The organism is Prevotella sp. MA2016, from assembly GCF_000619825.1.
Lineage (GTDB): Bacteria > Bacteroidota > Bacteroidia > Bacteroidales > Bacteroidaceae > Prevotella.
In genome coordinates, this window is the sequence record NZ_KK211036.1 from 251,487 (window position 1) to 277,292 (window position 25,806).

Annotated in this window: 20 protein-coding genes; 12 read left to right on the forward strand and 8 right to left on the reverse strand. The window is 47.3% G+C overall.

Annotation, left to right across the window (positions count from 1 at the left end; genetic code table 11):
* Positions 1-7: 7 nt before the first annotated feature.
* Entirely contained in the window at positions 8-2,542 is a 2,535-nt protein-coding gene (locus T360_RS0111810) for an ATP-dependent Clp protease ATP-binding subunit (RefSeq protein ID WP_028912967.1), read from the reverse strand.
* 274 nt (positions 2,543-2,816) lie between these two features.
* On the opposite strand from T360_RS0111810, the gene gyrA reads away from it, so the two are divergent.
* The 3 genes from gyrA to eno all read left to right on the forward strand — a co-directional run bounded on the left by gyrA (position 2,817) and on the right by eno (position 8,052).
* Positions 2,817-5,330: a DNA gyrase subunit A gene (gene gyrA, locus T360_RS0111815; RefSeq protein WP_028912968.1), complete on the forward strand. Its 2,514-nt coding sequence runs from the start codon at positions 2,817-2,819 to the stop codon at positions 5,328-5,330.
* Positions 5,331-5,365: 35 nt separating this feature from the next.
* A complete protein-coding gene (locus T360_RS0111820) occupies positions 5,366-6,580 on the forward strand; it encodes a tetratricopeptide repeat protein (protein ID WP_036929532.1) in 1,215 nt (404 codons plus the stop codon).
* Between the two features lie 164 nt (positions 6,581-6,744).
* Complete coding sequence (eno, locus tag T360_RS0111825) at positions 6,745-8,052, forward strand: phosphopyruvate hydratase (protein ID WP_028912970.1); 1,308 nt, start codon at positions 6,745-6,747, stop codon at positions 8,050-8,052.
* A gap of 89 nt (positions 8,053-8,141) precedes the next feature.
* Here eno and T360_RS0111830 read toward each other — a convergent pair whose 3' ends face one another.
* Complete coding sequence (locus tag T360_RS0111830) at positions 8,142-8,591, reverse strand: GNAT family N-acetyltransferase (protein ID WP_051523551.1); 450 nt, start codon at positions 8,589-8,591, stop codon at positions 8,142-8,144.
* A gap of 211 nt (positions 8,592-8,802) precedes the next feature.
* Between T360_RS0111830 and T360_RS16265 the strand changes: the two genes are divergently transcribed.
* The 5 genes from T360_RS16265 (at position 8,803) to T360_RS0111855 (ending at position 14,679) form a co-directional block, all read left to right on the forward strand.
* The gene (locus T360_RS16265; protein WP_155949529.1) at positions 8,803-8,967 is read left to right on the forward strand and encodes a hypothetical protein; all 165 of its coding nucleotides are present in this window, start codon (positions 8,803-8,805) and stop codon (positions 8,965-8,967) included.
* 20 nt (positions 8,968-8,987) lie between these two features.
* Entirely contained in the window at positions 8,988-10,610 is a 1,623-nt protein-coding gene (locus T360_RS0111840; RefSeq protein ID WP_028912972.1) for an NAD(P)/FAD-dependent oxidoreductase, read from the forward strand.
* Positions 10,611-10,722: 112 nt separating this feature from the next.
* A complete protein-coding gene (locus T360_RS0111845; RefSeq protein WP_028912973.1) occupies positions 10,723-11,343 on the forward strand; it encodes an AAA family ATPase in 621 nt (206 codons plus the stop codon).
* A 91-nt stretch (positions 11,344-11,434) separates the two neighbouring features.
* Positions 11,435-13,897: a phenylalanine--tRNA ligase subunit beta gene (pheT, locus tag T360_RS0111850; RefSeq protein ID WP_028912974.1), complete on the forward strand. Its 2,463-nt coding sequence runs from the start codon at positions 11,435-11,437 to the stop codon at positions 13,895-13,897.
* 44 nt (positions 13,898-13,941) lie between these two features.
* Entirely contained in the window at positions 13,942-14,679 is a 738-nt protein-coding gene (locus T360_RS0111855) for a YebC/PmpR family DNA-binding transcriptional regulator (protein ID WP_013065643.1), read from the forward strand.
* Positions 14,680-14,721: 42 nt separating this feature from the next.
* On the opposite strand, the gene T360_RS0111860 is transcribed toward T360_RS0111855, so the two are convergent.
* Entirely contained in the window at positions 14,722-15,108 is a 387-nt protein-coding gene (locus tag T360_RS0111860) for a hypothetical protein (RefSeq protein WP_028912975.1), read from the reverse strand.
* 135 nt (positions 15,109-15,243) lie between these two features.
* Here T360_RS0111860 and lepA point away from each other — a divergent pair, with 135 nt between their 5' ends.
* Together lepA and T360_RS0111870 are read left to right on the forward strand one after the other, a co-directional pair.
* Positions 15,244-17,025, forward strand: coding sequence for a translation elongation factor 4 (gene lepA, locus T360_RS0111865; RefSeq protein ID WP_028912976.1), 1,782 nt, complete (start codon positions 15,244-15,246; stop codon positions 17,023-17,025).
* Positions 17,026-17,040: 15 nt separating this feature from the next.
* Entirely contained in the window at positions 17,041-17,640 is a 600-nt protein-coding gene (locus T360_RS0111870; RefSeq protein ID WP_028912977.1) for a Crp/Fnr family transcriptional regulator, read from the forward strand.
* Between the two features lie 9 nt (positions 17,641-17,649).
* Here the strand turns inward: T360_RS0111870 and T360_RS0111875 are convergent, their stop codons facing one another.
* A complete protein-coding gene (locus tag T360_RS0111875; protein WP_028912978.1) occupies positions 17,650-19,086 on the reverse strand; it encodes an ATP-binding cassette domain-containing protein in 1,437 nt (478 codons plus the stop codon).
* 10 nt (positions 19,087-19,096) lie between these two features.
* Positions 19,097-19,654 (reverse strand): crossover junction endodeoxyribonuclease RuvC, encoded by a 558-nt coding sequence (gene ruvC, locus T360_RS0111880; protein ID WP_028912979.1) that lies wholly within the window; start codon positions 19,652-19,654, stop codon positions 19,097-19,099.
* Between the two features lie 102 nt (positions 19,655-19,756).
* Between ruvC and T360_RS15310 the strand changes: the two genes are divergently transcribed.
* Entirely contained in the window at positions 19,757-20,704 is a 948-nt protein-coding gene (locus tag T360_RS15310) for a D-alanyl-D-alanine carboxypeptidase family protein (protein WP_081772800.1), read from the forward strand.
* Here T360_RS15310 and T360_RS0111895 read toward each other — a convergent pair.
* Genes T360_RS0111895 through T360_RS0111905 form a run of 3 tightly spaced genes read right to left on the reverse strand, consistent with a single transcriptional unit; the run spans position 20,691 to position 24,416 of the window.
* Positions 20,691-21,338 carry a M15 family metallopeptidase gene (locus T360_RS0111895; protein WP_028912980.1) on the reverse strand — a complete coding sequence of 216 codons (648 nt, stop codon included), beginning with the start codon at positions 21,336-21,338 and terminating at the stop codon, positions 20,691-20,693. The genes T360_RS15310 and T360_RS0111895 overlap by 14 nt on opposite strands.
* 9 nt (positions 21,339-21,347) lie before the next feature.
* A complete protein-coding gene (locus T360_RS0111900; protein ID WP_155949531.1) occupies positions 21,348-23,537 on the reverse strand; it encodes a sodium-translocating pyrophosphatase in 2,190 nt (729 codons plus the stop codon).
* A gap of 51 nt (positions 23,538-23,588) precedes the next feature.
* Positions 23,589-24,416 carry a hypothetical protein gene (locus T360_RS0111905; RefSeq protein WP_197019309.1) on the reverse strand — a complete coding sequence of 276 codons (828 nt, stop codon included), beginning with the start codon at positions 24,414-24,416 and terminating at the stop codon, positions 23,589-23,591.
* 109 nt (positions 24,417-24,525) lie between these two features.
* Here T360_RS0111905 and T360_RS0111910 point away from each other — a divergent pair, with 109 nt between their 5' ends.
* On the forward strand, positions 24,526-25,800 hold the full coding sequence (locus T360_RS0111910) for a replication-associated recombination protein A (RefSeq protein WP_028912983.1): 1,275 nt from the start codon (positions 24,526-24,528) through the stop codon (positions 25,798-25,800).
* Positions 25,801-25,806 lie beyond the last annotated feature (6 nt).

The window sequence follows — 25,806 nt, forward strand, 5'->3', positions numbered from 1 at the left end:
AAATGAGTTAGCTGAATGCTAACTCATTTTCTTTTAGTTCTATATGGATGGTGGCGCCGGGTTCAAGGTCGCCATTCACTATCAGGTCGCTGATGCCATCTTCCAGATAGTTCTGTATGGCACGCTTCAGTGGGCGGGCGCCAAACTGTACATCATAACCTTTAGTGGCCACAAACTCTTTAGCTTCATCGCTCAGGTCTATGTGGTAGCCAATCTGCTCTACACGCTTGTACAGACCTTTCAGCTCAACGTCGATAATGCGTTTGATGGCATCCAGATCCAACTGGTCGAAGGTGATAATCTCGTCCAGACGATTCAGAAACTCTGGTGAGAATTGCTTCGACAGGGCCTTCTGTACGATGTCGCGTGCATATTGTTTATCCTTGTCACTCTTCATGAGACCTGTATTGGCAGAGGCACCAAAACCTACACCACGTCCAAAGTCTTTCAACTGGCGGGTACCTGCATTCGAGGTCATAATAATCACGGTATTGCGGAAGTCAACCAGACGGCCATTGCCATCAGTCATGCGGCCCTCGTCAAGCACCTGAAGCAGCAGGTTGAACACGTTTGAGTGTGCTTTCTCAATCTCATCAAGCAGCACAATCGAGTAGGGGTGACGACGCACACGCTCTGTGAGCTGTCCGCCCTCGCCATAGCCTACGTATCCTGGAGGCGCACCAATCAGGCGCGAGGTGTTGAAACTCTCTGTATATTCGCTCATGTCGATACGTACCAGCGCATCGCTGCTGCCAAACATAAACTCGGCTAACTTCTTAGCCAGATAGGTTTTACCTACGCCGGTTGGACCAAGGAACATAAACACGCCGATGGGGTGGTTGGGCTCTTTGAGTCCTACACGGTTGCGCTGTATGGCTTTCACCATCTTGTCGATGGCAGCATCCTGTGCTATCACGTTGTTCTTGAGCTCTACAGCCATACCTTTCAGGCGTATGCCTTCCTGTTCTGCCATACGCTGAGCAGGTACACCTGTCATCATAGATACCACTTCAGCCACCTGATCGGCATCTACCACCTGGCGCTCTTCTCCTTCGCCTTTGCTCCAGCGTTCATTCAGTTCCTTCAGTTCTTGGGTCAGCACAGTTTCGCGGTCGCGATAACCGGCAGCCAACTCATAATTCTGATTCTTGACAGCTTTCGACTTTTTCTCCTTAGCCTCAGCCAACTCTTTTTCTTTCTCCACGATTTCTGGTGGAATATGAGCATTACCAAGATGAACCTTCGAACCTGTTTCATCCAGAGCATCTATCGCCTTATCTGGCATAAAGCGGTCTGTAATATAACGGTCTGTCAATTTGACACAGGCTTCGAGTGCTGCGTCAGTATATGTCACGTGGTGATGCTGCTCGTAACGATCCTTGATGTTGTGCAAGATCTGTAGCGTCTCCTCGTTGTTGGTTGGCTCCACCAGAACTTTTTGGAATCTGCGTTCCAAGGCGCCATCCTTCTCAATGCTCTCGCGATACTCGTCAAGAGTGGTAGCGCCAATGCACTGTATGGTGCCACGTGCCAAGGCTGGTTTCATGATGTTGGCAGCGTCCATCGAACCGGGAGTTGAACCTGCACCGATAATCGTGTGTATCTCATCGATAAACACAATCACATCAGGATTGTTCTCCAGTTCCTTCATCAGGGCTTTCAGACGCTCCTCAAACTGTCCACGATATTTGGTGCCTGCCACAATACCAGTCATATCAAGTGTGTAGATACGCTTGCCAAACAGCATCGGACTGCAATGATGCTGTTCGATGAGTTGGGCTAAGCCTTCCACAATCGCACTTTTACCTACGCCAGGTTCACCTATTAATATAGGGTTATTCTTCTTGCGTCGGCCTAAAATCTCGATAATGCGCTGTATCTCGCGCTCACGACCCACACATGGATCCAGCTTACCTTCGGCAGCAGCCTGTGTCAAGTCGGTGCCAAAGCTGTCAAGTACGGGCGTTTTCGAGTTGGCCTTCTTCTGTGTGGCCTGTGTACTAGAACCATTGCCACCTTTCGATTCCTGGCCTCTGGTACCAGTATCTTCAAATTCCTCCTCTTCCTCGTCGGGCAGACCAATACCATTGCTCACATTGGTATTCTTTGGAGCAAACAGTATGGCCAATGCATCGTCGTATGTCATATCGTTCTTTTCTAATACTTGTTTTGCACCATTGTTAGCGATATCGTGCAGTATTGCCAAGAGCAAGTGCTGTTCGTCTATCTTGGGTGCTCTCTGTATGCGTGCTTCGAGTACTGCCAGTCGCAGTACATTGCTGGCTTTCTCGTTCAGAACCAAGTCGGTAGTCTGTATGGGTTGGCCTATTTCATCTTCCCTTACGCGCATTTCCAACTCAGTTTTCACGGCCTGCAGGTTCATGTTCAACCTGTTGAACAGGTCGATCACAGGACCCTCCTTGCTGCGCAAAATGCCTAGCAGCAAGTGCTCTGGTCCAACCGAACGGCTAGCCAGTCTGGCAGCCTCTTCGCGTGAGAATGCCAGTATTTCTGAAAGCTTGGGCGAAAATTGTGTCGTCATCTATTATTTAATTTGTATTGTTACTATACCTATTATAATTGTCTTTTGCAAAGATACAACAATTCTTGCAAACATCGTGCCATAAAAACGAAATTTTTTCCCATAAAATAGCTTAAAAGGTTTGGTGGGTCGCAAAAAAATAACTACCTTTGCACGGATAAAAACGCGTCAGAAGGCTTAAAAACGCCCTTAAACGCGAAATTTGGTCCGAAAGGGCTAGCTAAAGATTAAAATTAAATTGAAAATAATAAATTGTAAAATAGAAATTTAAACGATGGATCAAACATTCGACAACGACAGAATTATTAAGATCAACATCGAAGAAGAGATGAAATCGAGCTATATCGACTATTCAATGTCGGTTATCGTAGCTCGTGCCCTTCCTGATGTTCGTGATGGCTTTAAGCCAGTTCATCGTCGTATCCTTTACGGTATGATGAACATTAATAACGTTTCCACTCAGCCCTACAAGAAGTGTGCTCGCGTAGTAGGTGAGGTGCTTGGTAAGTACCACCCTCATGGCGACTCTTCTGTATATGGCGCCTTGGTACGAATGGCGCAGGATTGGAATATGCGCTACACTCTTGTTGACGGTCAGGGTAACTTCGGTTCGGTGGATGGCGACTCGCCAGCTGCCATGCGTTACACCGAGTGCCGTCTGTCAAAGATGGGTGAGCACATTATGGACGACCTTGATAAGGAAACCGTTGATATGGCTCCTAACTTCGATGACTCACTCGAAGAGCCAACTGTGATGCCTACCAAGATTCCTAATCTGCTGGTAAATGGTGGTAATGGTATTGCTGTAGGTATGGCAACCAATATGCCAACCCACAACCTGGGCGAGGTTATTGATGGTTGCTGTGCATATATCGACAATCCTGATATTGATACCGAAGGTCTGATGCAGTTTATCCCCGGTCCTGATTTCCCAACAGGTGCTTACATCTATGGTCTTCAGGGTGTGAAGGATGCCTATGAGACTGGTCGTGGTCGTATCGTGATGCGTGCCAAGGCTGAGATTGAAAGCGGCGACACACACGATAAGATTGTTGTAACAGAAATTCCTTATGGTGTAAATAAGGCCGACCTGGTGGCTTACATTGCCGATTTGGCAAGTCAGCACAAGATTGAGGGTGTGGCTAATGTGAATGATGAGTCTGGTCGTCAGGGTATGCGTATCGTGGTTGATTGCAAGCGCGATGCTAATGCCAATGTGTTGCTCAATAAACTGTTTAAGATGACCGCTCTACAGAGCTCATTCTCAGTTAATAACATCGCTCTTGTTAAGGGGCGTCCACGTCTGCTCTCGCTCAAGGAGTGCGTTAAGTATTTCGTAGAGCATCGTCACGACGTAACCATCCGTCGTACCCAGTACGACCTGCGCAAGGCTCAGGAGCGTGCACACATCCTTGAAGGTTTGATTATTGCCGTAAACAATATCGACGAGGTTGTACGCATTATTCGTAACTCTAAGACTCCAACCGACGCCCAGCGTAACTTGGAGAAGCGCTTCGAGCTCGATGAGCTTCAGAGTAAGGCTATCGTTGATATGCGTCTGGCTCAGCTCACAGGTCTGCGTGTAGATCAGCTGCACCAGGAGTTCGACGACCTGCAGAAGCTCATTGCTGAGTTGCAGGAGATTCTCGACAATCCTGAGCGTTGTAAGGAGGTGATGAAGGCCGACCTGCAGGAGGTGAAGGAGAAGTATGGCGACGAGCGTCGTACTGAGATTATTCCTTTCGATCACGAGTTCAATGCCGAGGACTTCTATCCAGATGATCCTGTTGTTATAACCATCTCTCACATGGGATACATCAAGCGTACTCCTCTGACAGAGTTCCACGAGCAGGGCCGTGGTGGTATGGGTTCTAAGGCAGCCCGTCATCGCGACAACGACTTCACAGAGTATATCTATCCTGCTACCATGCACAACACGCTGCTGTTCTTCACCCAGAAGGGTCGTTGCTACTGGCAGAAGTGTTATGAGATTCCTGAGGGCGACAAGAACTCTAAGGGTCGTGCTATCCAGAACATGCTCAATATCGAGCCTGATGATGCTATCAATGCTGTTCTGCGTATTAAGAACTTCAACGATGCTGAGTTCCTCAACAGCCACTATGTAGTATTTGCTACCAAGCAGGGTATCATTAAGAAGACCTGTCTCGAGGCTTACTCACGTCCACGTGCCAATGGTGTGATTGCCATCAATATCAATGAGGGCGACCAGGTAGTAGGCGTACGTCTTACCAATGGCGAGAACGAGCTGTTGCTGGCCAACCGCAATGGTCGTGCCGTACGTTTCGACGAGCGTGATGTTCGTACCATGGGACGTGTTTCTACCGGTGTTATCGGTATGCGTCTTGATGGTGGCGACGATGAGGTTGTAGGTATGGTTTGCGTAAACGATCCTGCCACAGAGACCATCATGGTAGTATCAGAGAATGGTTATGGTAAGCGCTCAGAGATTGAGGACTATCGTAAGACCTCACGTGGTGCTAAGGGTGTTAAGACACTTGCAGTTACCGAGAAGACTGGTCGTTTGGTAGCCATCAAGGTAGTAACCGACGAGAACGATCTCATGATTATTAATAAGAGTGGTGTACTCATCCGTCTGAAGGTGGCCGATGTTCGTGTCATGGGCCGTGCCACACAGGGCGTACGTCTCATCAACCTCACTAAGAAGAATGATAGTATCGCTTCTGTATGTAAGGTGACCTCAAGTCAGGAAGAAGATGTAGAGGAGGCTGAGATCGTGGACGATGCACCAGAAACAGAAAACATGTAATTCATCATTAATAAGTTCAACCAATTTTAAAGCTTATGAAAAAATTATTCGTTATGGCAGCTATGATGGTAGCAAGCGCTACCGCATTTGCCGGTGACAGTGATGCTTTGAAGGCTATCCTCAAGGCAAAGACTTATGCAGAAGCAGAAGCCCTGGTAAAGAGTAGCCTTGGCTCTCTGGCCAATGATGCTGAGAAGGCTAAGGCCTACAACAAGCTCGTTGACCTCGCTCTGAATGATTTCTCAGCTCAGAGTGCCATTCAGACAGAGAATCAGGTAAACAAGCAGATGGGTAAGGAAGAGAAACCCGTTGACATGAAGCTGATGAACGATATGGCATACAATGCAATCGTTGCAGCCATGGAGTGCGATAAGTTTGACCAGAAGCCCAACGAGAAGGGTAAGGTGGCTCCTAAGTTCGCTTCAAAGAACGCTCAGCGCCTGTGGGGTGGTCCTCGTAACACACTCGTAAACGCAGGTCAGGATGCTCTTACCGCTAAGGACAACGCTACAGCACGTAAGTTCTGGCAGCTGTTTGTTGAGAGTGATGCTGCTACATTGTTCAAGGAGCAGGATCGCGAGCAGCAGAAGCCTTTCTTCGGTCAGGTAGCTCGTTTCGCTTCAATCTTCGCTTATCAGGACAAGGACATGGCCAAGGCTCTTGAGCTGGCTGATGTTGCCATGAAGGATCCTGAGGAGTATGAGAATGCTCTGAACCTGAAGCTCGAAATTCTGGGTGATGGTTTGAAGACTAAGGACGATTCAGTGAAGTATTGCGCAAGCTTGAAGGATATCTATGCCGAGCATAAGGTTGATGGTGTAATGGAGAAGCTCTACAACACACTGCTGGGTCTTGGTCAGACCGATGAGGCTAACAAGATTCTCGACGATGCACTTGCAGCTAATCCTAACAACTTCGTAGCACTGGCCGACAAGGGTCTGTCTCTGCTTCAGGCCAACAAGGCTTCTGAGGCTGTTCCTTATCTGAAGAAGGCTTTCGAGGTTAAACCTGACAACGCTATCATCGCTACCTATGCAGGTACAGGTTACAGCGTACAGGCTCAGGAGACTGAGGATCCCGCTAAGAAGAAGGAGCTCTACAAGCAGGCCATCGAGCTGTTCGACAAGGCTAAGGAGCTCGACCCCGACATGCTGCAGGCTAAGTGGGGTTACAACCGCTACAACGCATACTACAACTACTATGGTGCAGATGCCCCTGAGACCAAGCAGGCAGAGCAGGATTCGCACTAATCTACGATCATTATATATTTTTTCAGCCGGGAGCACTCATCTGCTTCCGGCTGTTTGTTTCTTAAGGCAATTGAAAATCCCCTGTTTTAGGTATTGTGGAATTCTGAAGATTGCCGTATCTTTGCAGCCGGAAATGAATAAGTTATTAGTGTAATAGAAGAGTTATGAAAATTGAAAAGATTCATGCGAGAGAAATTCTCGATTCAAGAGGTAATCCTACCGTTGAGGTAGAGGTGACATTGGAGAATGGTGTAATGGGACGTGCTGCTGTTCCTTCTGGTGCATCTACTGGAGAGAACGAAGCGCTTGAACTGCGTGATGGCGACAAAGAGCGCTATCTGGGCAAAGGTGTACTGAAGGCAGTAGATAATGTCAATAAGGTGATTGCTCCTGCCTTGAAGGGCGACAGTGTATTTGAGCAGCGCGCCATCGACTACAAGATGCTGGCTCTCGACGGCACACCAACCAAGTCGAAGCTTGGTGCTAATGCTATCCTTGGCGTATCTCTGGCTTGTGCTCAGGCTGCTGCCAAGGCACTCAACATTCCTCTTTATAGGTATATTGGCGGCTGCAATGCTTACACACTGCCAGTGCCAATGATGAACATCGTGAACGGTGGTGCTCACTCTGCTGCACCTATCGCATTCCAGGAGTTCATGATTCGCCCTGTAGGTGCCAGCAATGAGCGCGACGCTATACGCATGGGTGCCGAGGTATTCCACAATCTTGCCAAACTGCTCAAGGCTCGTGGTCTTTCTACAGCCGTAGGTGATGAAGGTGGTTATGCGCCTGATTTTGATGGTATTGAGGATGCTCTCGACACGATTGTTGAAGCTATCAAAAAAGCAGGTTATGAGCCTGGAAAGGATGTGAAGATTGCTATGGACTGCGCAGCTTCAGAGTTTGCCACCTGCGAGGGTGGTAAATGGTATTACGATTATCGCCAACTTAAGAATGGTGCAAAGAAAGATCCTAACGGCAAGAAACTCTCTGCCGATGAGCAGATTGCATATCTTGAGCAGTTGATTACCAAATATCCTATTGACTCTATTGAAGACGGTCTTGATGAGAACGACTGGGATAATTGGGTGAAGCTTACCGAGAGAATCGGCGATCGCTGCCAGCTTGTAGGCGACGACTTGTTTGTCACCAACACGAAGTTCCTGGAGAAGGGCATCAAGATGGGGGCAGCTAACTCTATACTGATTAAGGTGAACCAGATTGGTTCGTTGACAGAGACCTTGGAGGCTATTGAGATGGCTCATCGTCATGGCTATACCACAGTGACTTCTCACCGTTCTGGTGAAACAGAAGACACCACGATTGCCGACATTGCAGTAGCCACAAACTCGGGGCAAATCAAGACTGGTTCACTTTCTCGTACTGACCGTATGGCTAAGTACAATCAACTCATCCGTATTGAGGAGGAGTTAGGTGCTACTGCAGCTTATGGTTATAAGCGACTGAAATAAGAACAAATCCACTTTTTGAGTAAATCATTTTTAATAAAGCAACGAAAAAAAATGCAGATAGGCTGTGAAGCTTGTCTGCATTTGTTTTTTTAGTCTGTCCAAGTCATTTTGATATGAGGGATGCCGTCGAGCATGAATGTATCGGATGACTGCTTGAATCCCACTGCTTCATAGAATCCCTTGGCATATTCCTGAGCTTCGATGTCAATAAGTTTTGCGTTGAAGTGCTCCTTTGCGGCATCTATAGCGTGCAGCATAATCTGCTTGCCATAGCCTTTGCCTCTGTCGGTGGTGATAACCCTGCCTATGGATATATTCTGCATGTGAGTGCCTGCAGGGCACACACGGGCCATTGCTGCAGTCTTGTCACCAACTGTCAACCAGAGATGAATAGCCTGCTGGTCGTCACCATCCAGATCCTGATAAACGCAGTTCTGCTCAACCACAAACACCTCACTACGCACCCTCAGCAGTTCATACAACTCATCGGTGGTGAGCTCGTGAAACGATTTCTTATGTAAAACTATTTTTTTAGTCATTAATTCATTATTTTTAATATTGGGTGCAAATTTAGTAAATTTATGACATACCCCCAAATAAATGCTCCCCAAATACCGTATATTAGCTCAAAAAGGTTTCTGAGTTAATTCATTTCGCTTTTTGAGTTAATATAACTCATTTAAGAAATATTGCTTTTCTTTTGGTGGTTCGATAGAATTACACTATCTTTGCAAACGATAAGGAGCATGAATGTTTGTAACTGGCGTGCTCGATGCCAAAGAGGCTTTCTCTGGTTTTGCATCTACATCGGTGGTAGTTATTGGCGTACTCTTTGTAGTTGTGGCCGGCCTGTCTCATACCGGTGTGCTACAGTGGATAGTGAAAATCGTGTATCCGCTGACGCCACTGCAATAAATAGTTTTATTAAAAAGAATATGATTAACGAATATCAGATAAGAGTAACGCCCGATGTGGCGGCTCAGGAAGACCGATTGAAACGCTTTCTGGGTGATGAATATGGACTGAACCCTGGTGACATTAACGGAGTGCGCATTCTGAAGCGAAGTATTGATGCCCGACAGCGACAAATCTTCGTAAACCTGAAAGTACGTGCCTACGTAAATGAGTTGCCTAAGGATGATGAATATGTACATACAGAGTATCCTAACGTAGAAGGTAAACCACAGGTAATTGTGGTAGGTGCAGGACCTGGTGGCTTGTTTGCTGCCCTGCGACTGATTGAGCTTGGGTTGCGCCCTATTGTATTGGAGCGAGGTAAGAACGTGCACGACCGCAAGAAGGATCTGGCTGCCATCAGTCGTACTCAGCAGGTGGATGCTGAGAGTAACTACTGTTTTGGTGAAGGAGGTGCTGGTGCTTATAGTGATGGTAAGCTCTATACGCGTTCGAAGAAGCGTGGCAACACCGACAAAATTCTGAATGTGTTCTGTCAGCATGGTGCTTCGACAGCTATCCTGGCCGACGCGCATCCGCACATTGGTACCGACCGTCTGCCCAAGGTCATAGAGGCTATGCGTAATACCATTATCAACTGTGGTGGTGAGGTTCACTTCCAAACACGCATGACACGTTTGATTATGGGAACGGCCAATGAAGTGGTAGGTGTGGAAGCTGTCAATAGCAATCCTCAATCTTCAATGTTCAATGTTCAATCAGAATTCCGTGGACCTGTGATTCTTGCCACTGGTCATTCGGCGCGTGATGTGTATCGCTATCTGGCCGAGGCCAAAATAGAGATTGAGGCCAAAGGAATTGCTATTGGTGTGCGTCTGGAGCATCCTAGTCAGTTGATCGACCAGATACAATATCATAATAAACAAGGCCGAGGTCGCTGGTTGCCTGCTGCAGAATACTCCATGGTGACTCAGGTGGATGGGCGAGGCGTTTACTCGTTCTGCATGTGTCCAGGCGGTTTTGTAATACCCGCAGCTACCGATAAAGAGCAGATCGTGGTGAATGGTATGAGTCCGGCCAACCGTGGCACAGCCTGGAGTAATTCTGGTATGGTGGTAGAGGTGCGCCCTGAAGATCTGGATAGTGGTAATCATAACTGTAAACTCTCCACTGTAAACTCTCCACTAAAAGTTCTTCATTTCCAGGAACAGCTGGAAAAGATGTGCTGGCAGCAGGGTAATATGAAGCAGACTGCACCTGCCCAGCGCATGGCCGACTTTGTGAATGGCAAGTTGAGCTACGATCTGCCAAAGTCGTCGTATGCGCCAGGACTGATATCAAGTCCGCTGCACTTCTGGTTGCCAAAGATGATATCAAGTCGCTTACAACAGGGCTTCAAGGCTTTTGGTCGTTCGGCACATGGATTCCTGACCAACGAGGCTGTGATGATAGCTGTAGAAACACGAACATCTTCGCCAGTACGTATAATTCGCGATAAGGAAACGCTGCAACATGTTCACGTTCAGGGACTTTTCCCATGCGGCGAAGGCGCAGGATATGCTGGCGGAATTGTTTCAGCAGGTGTGGATGGCGAGCGCTGTGCTGAGGCAGCCGCGTCTTATGTAGAACAATTCAAAAATTAAACATTGTAATAATTTAAAAATTATAGAAAAAAGGTTTGGTAATTCCAAATCTTTTTTTTATATTTGCAGCATATTATTATTAAGAATCTATTAACTAAAAATTTGGAACGATATGAACAGGGAGGAAAAATTTGTTATTACGATCAGTCGCCAGTTTGGTACAGGCGGACACGAGATTGGAGCTGAGATTGCCCGTAGATTAGGTGTTAAGCTGCTCGATAAGCAGATTTTGAATGAAGTAGCAAAACGCACACGAGCTGTTGAAGATGCCATGGAAAAGATCGAAACGCGCAATCCTCTATGGCGCGATGATTTCACCAATTTCTACCGTAACTATATGGCCAAGGCCGAGTATGATGGTGCCGAGCAGGATAAGACCAGTCATGAGTTGTTTGATGCTCAGTGCGATGCCATCAGGGGTATAGCCAAAAAGGAGAGTTGTGTGATAGTGGGTCGTTGTGGATTCTATATCTTCAAAGATCATCCTAATGCACTCAAGATTTTTATTCATAGTTCGGAAGAATGTCGTAAGCGTCGCATAGCCGAGAAATACGGTCTGGAACTGTGTGATGCAGCTGCTATGGTGGTGGATAATGATTACAGTAGAGAACTGTACACCAAGACGTTTACAGGCTGTGAATGGACTGATGCACGCAACTATGACGTATCGCTGGATGTGCGGAAATTCGGCATTAACGGCGCCGTTGACTTTTTAATGAAGTGTATTGAGTAGATTTTGCAGGAAAAATTTGTGTAAATACCAATTTTTTGCTACCTTTGCACCTTGAAATTTCAAAGATAGTAATTACTAAAGGATTGGTATAATGAATATTTCCTACAAATGGTTGAAGGAATACGTTGATTTCGACCTGACTGCACAGCAGGTGTGCGATGCTTTGACATCGACAGGTCTTGAAGTCGACGCATTGGAAGAAGTACAAAGTATTAAAGGCGGCTTGAAGGGCCTCTACGTGGGTAAGGTGCTTACCTGCGAGGCCCATCCTAACTCAGACCACCTGCATGTAACAACAGTTGACCTGGGCAAGGGTGAGCCCTCACAGATTGTGTGTGGTGCACCTAATGTAGCTGCTGGTCAGAAGGTGATTGTGGCCGATCTGGGCTGCGTGCTTTACGATGGCGATAAAGAGTTTGTTATCAAGAAGAGCAAGCTGCGCGGCGTGGATAGCTGCGGTATGATTTGTGCTGAAGACGAGATAGGTATCGGCACCGACCATGCCGGCATTATTGTTCTGCCTGAGGATGCTGTAGTGGGCACACCAGCTGCCGAGTACTACCACCTGGAGAGCGACTGGCTGATTGAGGTTGACATTACAGCCAACCGTGCTGACGGTCTGAGTCACTGGGGTGTGGCTCGCGATCTGTATGCCTGGCTGAAGAGCAATGGCTATGAGACAAAGATGCATCGCCCTGACTGCAGTAAGTTTACTGTAGATAATCACGACCTGCCTATCGAAGTGAAGATTGAAAACACTGAGGCCTGCAAGCGCTATGCTTGTGTGAGCGTGAGCGACTGCGAAGTGAAGGAGAGTCCTGAGTGGCTGAAGAATAAGCTGAACACCATCGGCCTGCGCCCAATCAACAATATCGTGGATATCACCAACTATGTAATGATGGCCTACGGACAGCCTCTGCACTGCTTTGATGCAGACATGGTGACCGGTCATCAGATTGTGGTGAAGACCATGCCCGACGGCACACCATTCCAGACACTGGATGGCGAGGAGCATAAGTTGAGCGACCGCGACCTGGCTATCTGCAATGCCGAGGAGCCAATGTGTATCGCAGGTGTATTCGGCGGAAAGGGTAGTGGCACATACGAGACTACAAAGAACGTCGTTCTGGAGAGTGCATATTTCCATCCAACTTGGATCCGTAAGAGTGCACGTCGCCACGGATTGAGTACAGATGCCAGCTTCCGTTTTGAGCGTGGCGTTGATCCTAATGGCACCATCTACGCCCTGCAGCAGGCTGCCATCCTGTGCAAAGAGCTGGCTGGTGGTAAGGTGAGCATGGATATCGTGGATGTTTATCCCGAGAAGATGGAGAATGCAGTGGTTGACCTGAACTACCAGTATGTACACGATCTGGTGGGTAAGGAGATTCCTGCCGATAAAATTAAGGCCATCTGCGAGAGCCTGGAAATGAAAGTGCTCGAGGAGACTGCCGAGGGCTTGAAGCTTGAGATTCCTGGCTATCGTGTGGATGTCACCCGTCCTTGTGATGTGGTTGAGGATATCCTGCGTATCTACGGATATAATAATGTAGAGATTCCTACACAGCTGAAGGGTAGTCTCGTGATTAAAGGCGATGAAGACCAGAAGCATAAGCTGGCTAATCTGGTAAGCGAGCAGTTGGTGGGCGAGGGATTCAATGAAATCCTGAACAACTCATTGACAAAGGGTGCTTACTACGAGGGGCACAATGCCTATGCAGTAGAGAACTGTGTGAAAATTATGAACCCACTCTCTACCGACCTGAACGTGATGCGCCAGACACTGCTGTTTGGTGGATTGGAGAGTGTGCAGCACAACGTGAACCGCAAGCGTCAGAACCTGCGCTTCTTTGAGTTCGGTAATGTATATACTTTCGACCCAGAGAAGGCCAACCTTGATAATCCTATGCAGGCCTACAAGGAGCAGTATCATGCAGCTCTGTGGCTCACAGGTAAGCGCGTAGAGGGCAGTTGGGCGCATGCCAACGAGGATTCAAACTTCTATGAGTTGAGTGCTTATGTTGAGAATATCCTGCGTCGTATCGGTGTTAAACCTGGTATGATCGTGCGTAAGAAGACTGAGAATGACATCTTCTCTGCCGGTCTGACTATTGAGAACCGTGGTGGCAAGAAACTTATCGAGATGGGTATCATCACCAAGAAACTGCAGAAGCAGTTCGGATTGGATGCACCTGTATATTACGCTGAGCTTAACTGGACCGCCCTGATGAAAGTGATCAAGAAGAATGAGGTGCTCTACACAGAGGTGCCCAAGTTCCCTGCAGTAAGTCGCGACCTGGCTCTGCTGGTTGACAACGCTGTAGAGTTTGCTCAGATTGAGCAGATTGCTCGTCAGACAGAGAAGAAACTGCTGAAGAAGGTTGAACTCTTTGACGTTTATGAGGGTGACAAGCTGCCTGCCGGCAAGAAGAGCTACGCAGTGAACTTTATCCTGCAGGATGAGGAGAAGACTATGGGCGACAAGCAGATTGAGGCTATCATGAACAAGCTGATTGCCCAGCTCAAGAAACAGCTCAATGCTGAGCTCCGCTAATTGTTACATTTTTTATTTTTTGAAATTTTAAATTATAAGAATATATGGGAAGAGCATTTGAATATCGTAAAGCTACAAAGCTGAAGCGATGGGGCCACATGGCCAAGACATTTACAAAGATTGGTAAGCAGATTGCTATTGCCGTAAAGGCAGGCGGTCCAGAGCCAGAGAACAATCCCGCACTGCGTGCTATCATTGCCAACGCTAAGCGCGAGAACATGCCAAAGGACAACATTGAGCGTGCTATCAAGAACGCTATGGGTAAAGACCAGAGCGACTACAAGGAGGTAACTTACGAGGGATACGGTCCTCACGGAATCGCTATCTTCGTTGAGACACTGACTGATAATACCACACGTACAGTGGGTGACGTTCGTTCAGTATTCAACAAGTTTAACGGTAACCTGGGTACTCAGGGCTCTCTGAGCTTCCTCTTCGACCACAAGAGCGTGTTCACCTTCAAGAAGAAGGACGGACTGGATATGGACGAGATGATTCTCGACCTGATTGACTATGGTGTAGAGGATGAGTATGATGAGGATGAGGAGGAAAACAGCATCACCATCTATGCCGATCCATCAAGCTTCAGCGCTGTGCAGAAGCACTTGGAGGAGAACGGTTTCGAGGTTACAGGTGCTGAGTTTACTCGTATTCCTAACGACCTGAAGGACGTTACAGCCGAGCAGCGTGAGACTATCGATAAGATGGTAGAAAAGCTGGAAGACTTTGACGACGTTCAGACCGTTTACACAAACATGAAACCTGAAGAGGTTGCTGAATAAGAAAAGAAAAATTCCCTCGCCAAGCGGCGGGGGAATTTCTTATTAATAATCTTTCTCTGTGAAAACCACATCGAGTAGAATTTTCTTTGGATCCTTTTCTGAGCGGTAAGTATATGCAAAGCGATACTTTGCGTCCTTGTAGGTCTTTACTGCTGTGCTGTTCTTCAGTCCTTTCTTGAGCTCACCCACAGCATTAATCTGTTTGAGCATTTCTTCCTCGTCGGCCACGCCAGTCAACTTATAATAATAATGTATGGTGTGAGTGGCGCGATCAAAAGTGAGACTGTCGATGATGGTGTTCTGGTCGATGGCCGTGGGGCAATGCTTGCGTGTATATTCTTTCGCATCACGCTCACAGCGGTCTTCAAGACTCTCTTGACAGGCTGTAAATAGTAGGGCAATTATACCCAATAACCAATACTTTTTCATGATGAATGCTATTTTTTGCCTGCAAAGTTACTCAGAAATATTAAATTTCTTCATGGAAACACCAAAAAAAAGCAAAATATTGTGCTATATACGACTTTTTTTGTAACTTTGTACCCTATAAGCATAGAATCTACAATGAATCATATAAGAAATTTTTGCATTATCGCTCACATCGACCATGGTAAATCTACTCTGGCTGACCGACTGCTAGAGTACACAAAAACCATTCAGGTTACTGAGGGACAGATGCTTGATGATATGGATCTGGAGCGTGAACGTGGTATTACGATTAAGAGTCACGCCATCCAGATGGAATACACTTATAAGGGAGAGAAATATATTCTGAACCTTATTGACACCCCGGGACATGTGGACTTTTCATACGAAGTGAGCCGCTCTATTGCTGCTTGCGAAGGCGCATTGCTGGTGGTTGACGCTACTCAGGGCGTACAGGCACAGACTATTTCGAATCTCTATATGGCCATCGACCATAACTTGGAGATTATCCCTGTTATCAATAAGATTGATATGCCCAGTGCCATGCCTGATGAGGTAGAGGATGAGATTATCGACCTGATAGGTTGTGATCGTGAGGATATCATCCGTGCCTCTGGTAAGACTGGTGAGGGCGTAGAGGAGATACTGAATGCCGTGGTGGAGAAGATACCACACCCAGAGGGTGATGAGAAGGCACCACTGCAGGCTTTGATTTTCGATTCGGTATTCAATTCGTTCCGTGGTATTATTGCATACTTCAAGATTGTGAATGGCTCTATTAAGACCGGCGATCACGTGAAGTTCTTTAATACAGGTATGGAATATGATGCCGACGAGATTGGTGTGCTGAAGATGGATATGATATCCCGTAAAGAGCTGAAGACTGGCGACGTGGGTTACATCATCAGTGGTATCAAAAACTCTAAGGAGGTAAAGGTGGGTGATACTATTACCCATGTGGCAGCACCTTGCGAAAAGGCCATTGAGGGCTTCCAAGAGGTTAAGCCAATGGTGTTTGCTGGTGTTTATCCTATTGATCCTACCGACTATGAGAACTTGCGTGCTTCTCTTGAGAAGTTGCAACTGAACGATGCTTCGCTCACATTCATGCCTGAGAGCTCTGTAGCACTGGGCTTTGGTTTCCGTTGTGGATTCCTGGGCTTGTTGCACATGGAGATTATTCAGGAGCGATTGGATCGTGAGTTTGATATGGATGTAATCACCACCGTGCCCAACGTTAGCTATATGTGCTATACCAAGCAGGGTGAGGTGAAGGAGGTGCACAATCCTTCTGGACTGCCCGATCAGACGATGATTGAGCGCATTGAGGAACCTTACATCCGTGCATCGATTATTACAGCAGCCGACTATATTGGTCCTATTATGACGCTATGTTTGGACAAGCGTGGTGAACTGTTGGACCAGCAGTACGTGAGTGGTAACCGTATAGAGCTCCATTTCATGCTGCCATTGGGCGAGATTGTGATTGACTTCTATGACAAGTTGAAGTCGGTATCCAAGGGCTATGCCTCATTTGATTATCATATCGACGGTTTCCGTCCATCAAAGTTGGCTAAGCTGGATATTCTGCTGAATGGTGAGCCTGTGGATGCCCTCTCTACACTGACGCATCAGGACAATGCTGTAACCTTTGGTCGTCGTATGTGCGAGAAGCTGAAGGAGCTGATTCCTCGTCAGCAGTTTGATATTGCTATTCAGGCTGCCATCGGTGCAAAGATCATTGCACGCGAAACTGTAAAGCAGGTGCGTAAGGATGTTACTGCTAAGTGTTATGGTGGTGACGTGAGCCGTAAGCGCAAACTGCTGGAGAAGCAGAAGAGAGGTAAGAAACGTATGAAACAAATTGGTAACGTGGAAGTGCCCCAGAAGGCATTCCTCGCTGTATTGAAGTTAGACTAAAAACAACAATAATCTATGGCAAATGTTAGCTTGACAACTCGTGACGTGGCAAGAGAATTAGCCCGCCGTTATAGTACAATGACGCACGATGAGCTCGACTTGCTCGAGAGCATCCTCGTACCTATGAAGTTCGCTAAGAATGAGATGATACTGAAAGAGGGCGAGGTTTGTACCAATATCTATTGGGTAGTTCGCGGTCTTGTGCGCCAATTCTATTTCAAGAATGATAAGGAACTGACTGAGTATATGGCTACCGAGAATAGCATTGTGATGTGTATCGAGAGCCTGTTTCGCGAGCAGCCTTCACAGTTGCAGATTAAAGCACTCGAACCAACCATCCTTATAGCCCTGCCAAAGGCTGACCTGGAGGCTGTAGCCATGAAGAGTGTTAACATACAGATCCTGTATCGTAAGATATTGGAGGAGAGTTTGATCTTGAGTCAGCACCATGCCGACATGCTGCGCTTTGAGAGTGCTCAGGACCGCTATCAGAAGTTGGTTAAGAATCAGCCACAGTTGGTACTGCGTGCACCCTTGGTTTACATTGCCAGCTATCTGCAGATGACACCAGAGACGCTGTCTCGTGTGAGAACAGCGGCACTGATGGAGAAATAAAGCCAGCGATTAGTTTCGTTTCAGATATAATGAGTTATCAATGCAATTTGGTAACTCATTTTCGTAATGTGTAACGAAGATAAGTGTGCAATCAGGCTTCTCAAACATATAGCGGTCGATAATGGCTTTTACCATGTTGCGATTGCACAGATCGAGACCATGCAGCGGCTCGTCGAGAATGAGCAGGTCGGGGCTCTTTACAAATGCACGCGACAGCAATACCAAGCGCTGTTCGCCACTCGACATCTCAAGGAATTTGCGATCGGCCAGATGTTTTATACCGAAAAGGTTCATCCATTCTATGCAGATATCACGCTCTTGCTGCGTGGGGTGTGTATAGAGACCGATGGTATCTTTCAGTCCGCTAGCCACAATCTGCAGGGCTGGGATGTTCTGTTTGTAACTGCGATGCATCTCTGGCGACACATATCCGATATGCTTCTTGATATCCCAGATACTTTCTCCAGAACCACGCTTATGGCCAAACAATGATATATCGTTGGCATAAGCCTGTGGATTGTCGGCACATACCAAGGAGAGTAGGGTGGACTTTCCTGCGCCATTCTGACCGGATAGCGACCAGTGCTCGCCACGCAGTACCACCCAGTTCAAGTCGCTTAAGATGGTACGTTCGCCATAACGTATGGTAACATTATTGAATCGAATAATCTCTTCGGGAATAGGAGGAATATTTGTATTCTTCTTAACCTCAACCGAGAAAGGACAGTGCTCGATAGCAAACTCTGTGCGTACTTTCAGCTCTGAAACAAAGCGCATGGCATCAAGCTTGATAACACGCGTTATAAAGTCGGGTACCTCGTCTTTTTTAGCAAGCACCAGTATGAGTTGGATACCCTGTTCGGTAGCCAGTTTTCTGAGCAGTTCCCTTACCTGGTCGCGTGTCTCTGCATCAAGTCCAAGGAATGGATTCTCAATGATGAGCACTTTGGGATGTGTGAAAAGATTAGAGGCCAACTTGAACTTGCGCAATTCACCACTTGACAGGAGTATAATGTACTTGTCGAGTAATTCTTCGAGATGGAACAACTGGTACAAATGCTTCTGAAAGGCACGACGTTCAGGTGTGTCATCTCCAGAGAGTAGGAATGCCTCTTCAAGTTTGTCGCCAACGGTAGGTGTCTCCTCGTCAATTTCCATCTGATTCCAACGTTGCTGCAGGAAGTAGGTACGATCGTTATCGCCACCATAAGAGTCGCGAAACGTGATATGCTTGATATTGTTATACGGCTCTGTGAAAGAATAACTGATCATGCCTGGAAAAACAGGATGCTTGCCAGTAATCATGTCAACCAGCATACTCTTGCCTGAACCATTACGACCTGTAATGGCCAAATGCTCGCCCTCATCAAGATAGAAGTTTACTGGCTCGGCCAGGTTCCATTCAGGCTTCCTTGCTTTTGCGTTCTTCAGTTCAATTGTCTTCATACTTCAACGATTACCTCCTTGTTACTTTATCTTGGTTCTTGTTTATGAAGTCTTTCCAACCGCGATATTTTACGGGACTTTCAGGACGCCCCATCTGCAAGAAATGGCAATAGGCAGCTGCCAGAGCATCGGTAGCATCCATATACTTGCCCATCTCTTCATTGGGTATCTTGAGCAGGCGTTGCAACATACCTGCTACTTGCTCTTTCGAGGCACCACCATTGCCGGTAAGTGCCATCTTGATTTTCATTGGCGCATATTCATGAATGGGCACACCATGATGAACAGCTGCAGCAATGGCCGTGCCCTGAGCACGTCCTAACTTGAGCATAGACTGTACGTTCTTGCCAAAGAACGGCGCTTCGATGGCCATCTCGTCGGGCAGAAATCCGTCGATGATACCTGTTACGCGCTCAAAGATATGCCCTAGTTTGAGGTAGGCATCGGGAAACTTACGCAAATCGATGACGCCCATGGTCATCATCTGCGCTTTTCCATCTACTACTTTCAGCAAACCATAACCCATGAGGTTGGTTCCAGGATCTATGCCAAGTATTATCTTTTCCATATTCGTTTGCAAAGTTAGGTAAAAATGATTTAATTCAGATGGTTTTAACGAAAAAATGTGTATCTTTGCGGGCAAAATTATGTAAAATTATAAGTTTGGTAGATGAAAAAGACATATATAACAGCAGCAATATCGATAATATCAATGATGCTGTCATCGTGTAGGTTTGGCGGAAAAGATGCTCAGGCATCAATTAGCCCCGAGCAGGCGCGGTTGGAAATAATAGGAAAGATAGATACAACTACGCTGAGACAGGTGCTGAATCCAGACTCGATTGAGGGGCGTTCGAAACTGGATTCGCTTACTGCCGATGCCTGGATGTTGGTAGATGATTCTACTGGTATCGTGATTAGCGAGAAGTGCGGCTTTGAGCGCAGGTATATGGCTTCGATAACCAAGATGATGACTGCGTTGCTGGCATTAGAGAAAGGCAATCTGAGCGACAGTATCGACATTACTGAGGATGTGTATATCAACAAGGACTCACGCGTACGACTGGGGCAGGGTTATGTGATGCACGAGCTTATCTATGAGATGATGATGGTGAGCGATAATGATGCCGCCTATGCACTTGCTAAGCATGTGGCTGGCGATACGCTGCGATTCTATGAATTGATGAACCAAAAAGCGCAATATCTAGGGATGGACAGTACGCATTTTGCTAATCCTAATGGAATGCCAAACAACAATAATTATAGCAGTGCTGCCGACCTGATAAAGTTGGCGCGTTATGCCATGCGCGACAGTATGTTTGCAAGCATTGTTGGCACCGCTGAAAGAGATATCCCGTTGACGGATGGGCGACACATGCAATGCCGCAACTCGAATGCCTTGTTGCACACCTATGAAGGCTGTATCGGCATTAAGACAGGTTTCACATATCAGGCAGGTTACTGTCTGGCCTCAGCGGCTACAAAGAATGCCCATACCCTAATGCTGGTGCTTCTTAACAGCAAAAAACATGCGACGCGATTCACTGAATCTACCGCATTATTGGACTATGGTTTTCGTGTGATGGATGCTTACACAAAGCAGACTACTGCCCGCTGAATTCGAAATGCTGGTAGTCTTTTAGTGTCCGCCAGGCGCCACCCCATTTGAAACCATGTTGTATGAACAGCTTGTAGCATAAGTCGCTACGCGTAATCTTATAAGGGAAATCGGCCTTACGGTCAGCATACTTCTTGGCAGTTTCTGGTTCTACAATCAGGCTGCCATCTTTTTTGCTATGCCGTACATAAGGGTTATAAAGTGGATTGATGTCGATGGCTAAGCCACGGGCGTGCTTAGACAGATTCTTGGAACCCGACATATTGCGATAACAAAAGCAGCTGGTGTTGTTGGCGCGCATTTGGCGCTCGTCGCTAGCATCGTAATTGTCGGGTAGTCTCATCTGCTGGATAGGGTAGTGGGCTTTATACAGCTCGCGAAAGATGGCGATAAGTTTACCAGCAATGAGCTTGTTGCAGATGAGTTCGCCCACATGGGTACGTCCCTCAAGGTCGTAATGAGAAATACGCAGATAGCGCAAATCATCCCGACTGATGTAGGGATTGTTGTGCCAGGTTTTGCCTTGCATGGTGGTCCATACACTGTCAGGGATGGACTGAGAACTAAAAGTCTGGCCTTGTGCACCAGTGGTGCAACAAAGCCAGAAGATGAATGTAGTGAGTAGTAGTTTCATTATTTCTTATTACATAAATGCTACAGTTAGTCCTGCCATCACAATGCTGACCATAGACATCAGCTTGATCAGAATGTTGAGCGACGGACCTGATGTGTCTTTGAAGGGATCGCCTACGGTATCACCTACGATGCAGGCTTTATGGGCAAACGAACCCTTACCGCCATAGTTGCCCTCCTCGATATTCTTCTTGGCGTTATCCCAGGCTCCGCCTGCATTGGCCATGAACACAGCCAGTGTGAATCCACCAGCCAAACCGCCTACCAGCAGTCCTAGTACACCAGCTACACCCAGCACGCAACCAACGATGATTGGAATCAATATGGCCAGAATAGAGGGTACTACCATCTCATGCTGAGCTGCACGGGTGGAAATCTCCACGCAGCGACCATAGTCGGGAGTGCCTGTGCCTTCCAGAATGCCTGCTATCTCTCGGAACTGGCGACGAACCTCTTGCACCATCTTCTCTGCAGCACGGCCTACAGCCTCCATGGTCATGCCGCAGAATAGGAATGCTGCCATGGCGCCAACAAAGGCACCAACGATTACCTTGGGGTTCATGAGATTCACTTGGAAAAAGTTCATGAAGTCAGGGATGCTGGCATCAGCTGCTATAATGAGGTCGCCTTTTACGTTCTCTATCATAACGCCTGCACGTGTCATGGCTATCTTTATTTCTTCGATATAAGATGCTAGCAGTGCCAGAGCGGTGAGTGCTGCTGAACCAATGGCAAATCCCTTGCCTGTAGCTGCTGTAGTGTTGCCAAGGGCGTCGAGTGCATCGGTACGATGACGAACCTCTTCACCTAAACTTGACATCTCAGCATTGCCACCCGCATTATCGGCAATAGGGCCGTATGCATCTGTGGCCAGCGTGATACCAAGGGTTGACAACATGCCAACGGCGGCAATACCTATACCATACAGTCCATGAGCCAATGAGGCCGACGACATGGAGAGATCAAACCCGTTGGCACATAGATAGCTGAGCATGATAGCCACACCAATGGTGATGACAGGGATGCAGGTAGAGATCATACCTGTGCCAATGCCTTTGATAATAACAGTGGCAGCTCCCGTTTGTCCAGCTTCAGAAATGCGCTGGGTGGGTTTGTAGCTGTGAGAGGTGTAATACTCGGTTGCCTGTCCGATAATAACACCTGCAGCCAGACCTGAGATGACTGAGAACGAAAGGCCCAGCCAGTTGTCAATACCTAGCAGGTAGAGGATGCAGAAAGTAGCTGCAGCAATCAGGATGGCACTGACGTTAGTGCCCACTGAGAGCGAGTGGAGCAGATCCTTCATAGAGGCGCCTTCCTTCGTGCGAACAAGGAAAATGCCTAACAGAGAAAGGAATACACCCACAGCAGCGATGAGCATCGGCGCTATGACCGCCTTGAGTTGGATGTCGAGCCCTGCCACACCAAAGGCGGCTGCTCCTAAAGCTGCTGTGCTGAGCACAGAGCCACAATAGCTTTCGTAAAGGTCGGCACCCATGCCTGCCACATCACCCACATTATCGCCCACGTTGTCTGCAATCGTTGCAGGATTTCGCGGGTCGTCTTCGGGGATGTCAGCTTCCACTTTTCCAACGATATCAGCACCCACATCGGCGGCTTTGGTATAGATGCCACCACCTACACGTGCAAAAAGCGCTTGAGTTGAAGCGCCCATACCAAAAGTAAGCATGGTGGTGGTTATAGACACAAGACCATCTGCATCGAAGTGGTTAAGCACTACGAACCAGATGGCTATGTCGAGCAAACCAAGACCTACAACGGTGAGTCCCATGACAGCACCCGAACGAAAAGCAATCTTCAAGCCGGCATTCAAACTCTCGCGGGCTGCATTAGCTGTGCGAGCTGATGCATAAGTAGCCGTCTTCATGCCAAAGAAACCTGCCAGACCCGAGAAGAAACCGCCTGTAAGGAAGGCAAATGGTACCCATGGGTTCTGGACATTCAGTCCGTAGGCCATGACAGCAAACAATACACATAGCACAGCAAACACTACGCCTACTACTTTGTACTGCTGCTTGAGATAAGCCATAGCACCTTTGCGCACATAGAGCGCAATCTCTTTCATTCGTGGCGTACCCTCATCGGCTTTCATCATTTGAGTGAAGAAATAATACGCCATGCCTAATGCCACTATCGATGCGATGGGCACCAGCCAGAATACTTGAGGAATCATCATAATAGGTTTTAGTTTTATTGGGATTGTTGATTAGGATAAGCTCTTTTGCGAAACTTACTCATCAGCGAAGTCGATGAGCTCAGCATTCTCCTCATCAGAGTCGTTGCCAAGATCCATCATCGTTGAGTAGTTGTCCTCATTGATGTCATCATCATTTGGACCCTCTACCTCCTCGTCTTCTTCATCATGCGAGCTGTAGTTGTCCTCTACGATAACGTCAGAATCATCGTCCTCGTCGAAGTCGCCATCATCATCGCCGTTGCGAACCTGCATGCGAAGCTTAATCTCCTCGGGCTTGAGTTTAGCAAAGATGGCCTCAACCCAGCCACCCTTGGGCACTTCGAGCACCTCGTAGCCATCTTCTACCTTCTTGTCGTACATACCACCTTTCTTATGCAGGCGATCCTTTGGAAGTGTTGTGGTAGAGATGTCGAAACCGCTCTGGATGATATCCTGGATTGACTGTGAGAGTGAGTCCCAACCGCCGCCAAAGTTACGATCGATAACCTCGAGCAACTGTGTGGCTGTGATGTGACGAATGTTCTCATAGGTGAGATCGGTGACGCGAGAGATGGGGCGCTTCTTGATAGCCCAGATAAACTTCATGCTGTCGTCGAACTTGATGGTGGCTACTTTGTAACCACGACCTTCATAGCTCTTGCGGACAGGGGCTGAGTCATCGCGAAGATCCTCGATAAAAAATGCACTTTTGAAAATTTGTATGTAGTGCTTGACGTTTTCCTTCACTTCGGCATCCTTACAAGCTGCCTCCCACATACGGAACACATCATTCTCCTGAATGTCCCAAACACTACTCTTTGTTACTGACTTAATTGATAATGACGGATTACTCTCCGGCATCTGTTGTTTTGTTCTTGCCATATTATTCTCCTAATTTTGGTGCAAATGTAACCACTTTATTTTTTATTCGCAAGTTTTTGGCCATTATTTTTTGTAATTTTCGCAATTTAGCGTAACTTTGTGCCCGAATATGGCACAACCATTAGCTGAAAGACTTCGTCCTCGCTCCTTAGATGAGTATATCGGACAGGAACATTTGGTGGGTGAGGGGGCTGTCCTGCGTAAAATGATTGACGCAGGACGCATACCTTCGTTTATACTCTGGGGACCTCCCGGAGTGGGTAAGACAACATTGGCTCAAATCATTGCTCATAAACTGGAAACGCCTTTTTACACACTTTCGGCCGTGACAAGCGGTGTGAAAGATGTGCGCGAAGTGATTGAAAAAGCACAGAAAGGACGTTTCTTTAATGAGGCATCACCTATATTATTTATTGATGAGATACACCGCTTTTCGAAATCTCAGCAAGACTCATTGCTGGGGGCTGTAGAAAAGGGAATTGTAACGCTGATAGGTGCCACTACCGAGAACCCCTCGTTCGAGGTGATACGGCCTCTGTTGTCGCGCTGCCAGTTGTATGTCCTGAAGTCACTTCAGAAAGATGACTTGCTGAAACTGCTGGACAGAGCTATTCATACCGATGCTGTTTTGAAAGAGCGAAATATCAAGTTGGAAGAGACTGATGCGATGCTTAGATACAGTGGAGGAGATGCGCGTAAGTTGCTGAATATATTAGAGTTGGTTGTCGAAGCTGAAGTAGAGGACGAGGTGGTGATTACGGATGAGATGGTAGTGAATCGCCTGCAACAGAATCCGTTGGCTTACGATAAGGATGGCGAGATGCACTATGACATCATATCGGCTTTTATTAAGAGTATTCGTGGTAGCGACCCAGATGCAGCTCTTTATTGGTTGGCGCGTATGATTGAGGGGGGAGAAGATCCGCAGTTCATTGCCCGTCGCCTGGTTATCAGTGCTTCTGAGGACATAGGATTAGCTAATCCTAATGCCTTGTTGCTGGCTAATGCAGCCTTCGACGCAGTGATGAAGATAGGCTGGCCTGAAGGTAGGATTCCTTTGGCTGAAGCTACGGTGTATCTTGCCACTTCGCCTAAGAGTAATAGTGCCTATCTGGGTGTTGATGCAGCGCTCGATCTGGTGCGTCGTACTGGTAATCAGCCTGTACCGCTGCCTATCCGCAATGCGCCCACGCAGTTGATGAAAGATTTGGGTTATCATGATGGTTACAAATATCCGCATGATTATGCGGGGCACTTTACGCCTCAACAGTATATGCCCGATTCGCTGAAAGATGAGCGCATCTGGCACGGACAGCATAATCCGGCAGAGGAGAAGATGTACCAGCGCATGGTGAATTATTGGGGAAAACGATACGAAGACTAAATAGTA